4 protein-coding genes are annotated in these 3,089 nt (G+C 65.0%); 3 read left to right on the forward strand and 1 reads right to left on the reverse strand.

Features of this window, described 5'->3' with window-relative positions; translation table 11 throughout:
- Positions 1 to 501: aminopeptidase P family N-terminal domain-containing protein (locus ACILRA_RS21505; protein WP_395664084.1), on the reverse strand; the 501-nt coding region annotated here is incomplete at its 3' end.
- A 113-nt stretch (positions 502 to 614) separates the two neighbouring features.
- Here ACILRA_RS21505 and gcvA point away from each other — a divergent pair.
- The 3 genes from gcvA to ACILRA_RS21520 form a co-directional block, all read left to right on the forward strand.
- Entirely contained in the window at positions 615 to 1,502 is an 888-nt protein-coding gene (gene gcvA, locus ACILRA_RS21510; protein WP_395664085.1) for a transcriptional regulator GcvA, read from the forward strand.
- 78 nt (positions 1,503 to 1,580) lie between these two features.
- A complete protein-coding gene (locus tag ACILRA_RS21515) occupies positions 1,581 to 2,795 on the forward strand; it encodes an MFS transporter (protein WP_395664086.1) in 1,215 nt (404 codons plus the stop codon).
- A gap of 31 nt (positions 2,796 to 2,826) precedes the next feature.
- Positions 2,827 to 3,089 (forward strand): radical SAM protein (locus ACILRA_RS21520; protein ID WP_395664087.1); only part of this gene is annotated, 263 nt, incomplete at its 3' end.

The raw sequence follows: 3,089 nt of genomic DNA on the forward strand, positions 1-3,089 counted from the left end.
GATCTCTTCCGCGCTCTTGATCATGCGGAGCCGCATCGAGGGGGCGGCCACGTCCACGAATTCAACGCCCGGGAAAGCGTCCGAAAGCTGGGCGCGGAAATCGAGGTTGACGTGGTCGAACTCGATGCCGACGCGGCGGGCACCCTTGAGCAGGCCCTTGAGGGCCACGAAGTAATTCTCCTTCGACCAGTCGGTGTAGGTCACGTTGTCGCCGAAGGTGCGGCGGGCCGGCTGGCCGCCGTCGATCGCGGCGGAGACGGACGTCGCCTTGGCGTGCGTGATGACGAGACCGTACTTGCGGCCGAAGTAGCAGTACAGGAAATCGGAGAGGTAGTTGATGTTGTGGTAGCTGGTGAACACGCAGGCATCGACCTTTGCGGTCTTCATCCAGCCGCGGATGCCGTCCTGGCGGCGCTGCATCTCGGCAGCGGAAAACGTCGGCTTCGGCCTCTTGCCATTGTTGCGGTAGTCGACGAGCGCGGGGCGGGCGTTGGCGGTCATTTTGGGGCGTTTCTCCATTGTGAAAGCGACCGATAACTTCCCCGCCCGGGGGCTTGTGTCAAAGGACGATCCCTCACATACTCCATGAGATTATTTCATGGAGAACCCTGCCCGTGTCGCGCTTGCCGTCCCTCAACGCCCTGCGCTGCTTCGAGGCCGCGGCCCGCTCGGGCAGCTTCTCGCGCGCGGCGGAGGAACTGAACGTCACGCAGTCGGCGGTGAGCCATCAGGTGCGCCAGCTGGAACAGTGGTTCGGCCTCAGCCTGTTCGACCGCCTTGGCCGGCAGACGATCCCCACGCCCAAGGGCCAGGAACTCGCCCGCTCGCTGGCGGAAGCCTTCGACATCATGGCAGCTGGCTGCCGCCGCCTGCAGCAGAGCGAGCACGGGCCAGCACTCACCATCGCGGCGCTGCCCTCCTTCGCCACCATCTGGCTCATCCCGCGGCTCTCGCAGTTCTTCAACGAGCATCCGGAGATTTCGGTGAAGGTGGTCTATGCCTTCACGGGCCACAAGATCGACTTCGACGAGGTCGACATCGCGGTGTTGTGGGGTCCGGGGGAGTGGGAGGGCTGCCGCTCCACAAGGCTGCTGCCCGGCAGCACGGTGCCGATCTGCAACCCGATCTACCTCGAACGGCAAGGCCCCTTCGACGTGCCCCAGGCGATCCTCGGCAAGCCGCTGCTCCACGATACCGACCGGCTCGACTGGCAGAACTGGATGCGCCATGCCGGGCTGAAGCATGCGGGCCCCTCGCCGGGCCCGATCTTCCAGGACTTCAACCTGCTGCGCGCCGCCGCCCTGGCGGGTCAGGGCATCGCGCTGTGCCCCCGGCGGCTGATCGACGATGACCTCGCCTCCGGCCGCCTCGTCCAGCTCTTCGACATCGACATCAAGCACGACTACGCCTACTCGATCATCGAGCCCGGCTCCGGCAGCGCCCGCCGGTCGGAAGCGCTCGAAACCTTCCGGAACTGGCTGCTCTCCACCGCCCGGGACTGACGTCTCCCCGTTCCGCACATGGCACGTCTACCGGGACAACAGTGGCGCCCGGCCGCAAATCCCGTTACGCGGAAGCCCATGGCCACGACCCATCCCTCACAGGCGAAGGCCCAGGCGGCAATCCATGGCGTGCTCCTGGCGGTCACCGCCGGACACCTGATCAACGACACGCTGCAGGCGCTGCTGCTGTCGATCTATCCCATGCTGCGCGACCTGCACTCCCTGAGCTTCGCACAGGTGGGCTTCATCACCCTGGCCTTCCAGGCCACGGCCTCGGTGCTGCAGCCGCTGGTGGGGCTCTATACCGACCGGCGCCCGATCCCCTTCTCGCTGCCGATCGCCCCTGCCCTGACGCTCATTGGCCTCGTCGTACTGGCGCTGGCGGGGAGCTATGCAATGATCCTTCTCGGCGCGGCGCTGATCGGCATCGGCTCCTCGATCTTCCATCCCGAAGCCTCGCGGATTGCCCGGCTTTCCTCCGGTGGCCGCTTTGGCTATGCCCAGTCGCTGTTTCAACTCGGCGGCAATTTCGGCACATCGATCGGGCCGCTGCTTGCAGCCTTCGTGGTGGTTCCCTATGGCCAGGCCAGCCTGTCCTGGTTCTCCGTGCTGGCGCTGCTCTCGGTCGCCGTGCTGAGCTACGCGGCGACCTGGTATCAGCGCCACCTGTCACCCGCAGGCGGGGCACGGCGGGCGGTGAACATCCCGCAGCCCCTGCCGCGGCGGACGATCATCACCTCGCTCGTCATCCTGCTGTGCCTGATGTTCTCGAAATTCGTCTACACTTCGAGCCTCAGCAGCTTCTACACCTTCTACCTCATCGACACCTTCAGCCTCACCCCGCGCGAAGCCCAGATCGACCTTTTCATCTATCTCGCGGCCTTCGCGGCGGGAACCATGCTGGGTGGCCCCATTGGCGACAGGATCGGGCGCAAGGCGGTGATCTGGTTCTCGGTGCTGGGCGCGCTGCCCTTCACTCTCGCCCTGCCCTATGCCAATCACTTCTGGGCGGTGGTGCTGTCCGTTCCCATCGGCTTCATCCTCGCCTCAGCATTCTCCGCCATGCTGGTCTACGCCCAGGAGTTGCTGCCGGGCCGGGTGGGGCTGATATCAGGACTTTTCTTCGGCGTCGCCTTCGGCATCGCGGCGGTTGGAGCCGCACTCCTCGGCTGGCTGGCGGATGTCACCTCCATCGGCTTCGTCTTCCACCTCTGCTCCTTCCTGCCGGCCATTGGTCTTCTGACCATGTTCCTGCCCAATGCACGCACCGCGCAAGACAGCCAATCCGGTTGACCTTTTCGATGTATATGGCCATATATAGCGCATGAGCCAGCCGCCCCTGATCGATCCGTTCGGCCGCCACGTCACCTATCTCCGCGTGTCGGTGACGGACCGTTGCGACTTCCGCTGCGTCTATTGCATGTCGGAGGACATGACCTTCCTGCCAAAGAAGGATCTTCTCTCGCTCGAGGAACTGGACCGCGTCTGCACGGCCTTCATCGAAAAGGGCGTCAGGAAGCTCCGGCTGACGGGCGGCGAACCCCTGGTCCGCAAGGGCATCATGACCCTGGTCGAGAGCCTTGGCCG

This window comes from Aestuariivirga sp. (assembly GCF_044239095.1).
Classification (GTDB): Bacteria; Pseudomonadota; Alphaproteobacteria; order Rhizobiales; family Aestuariivirgaceae; genus Aestuariivirga.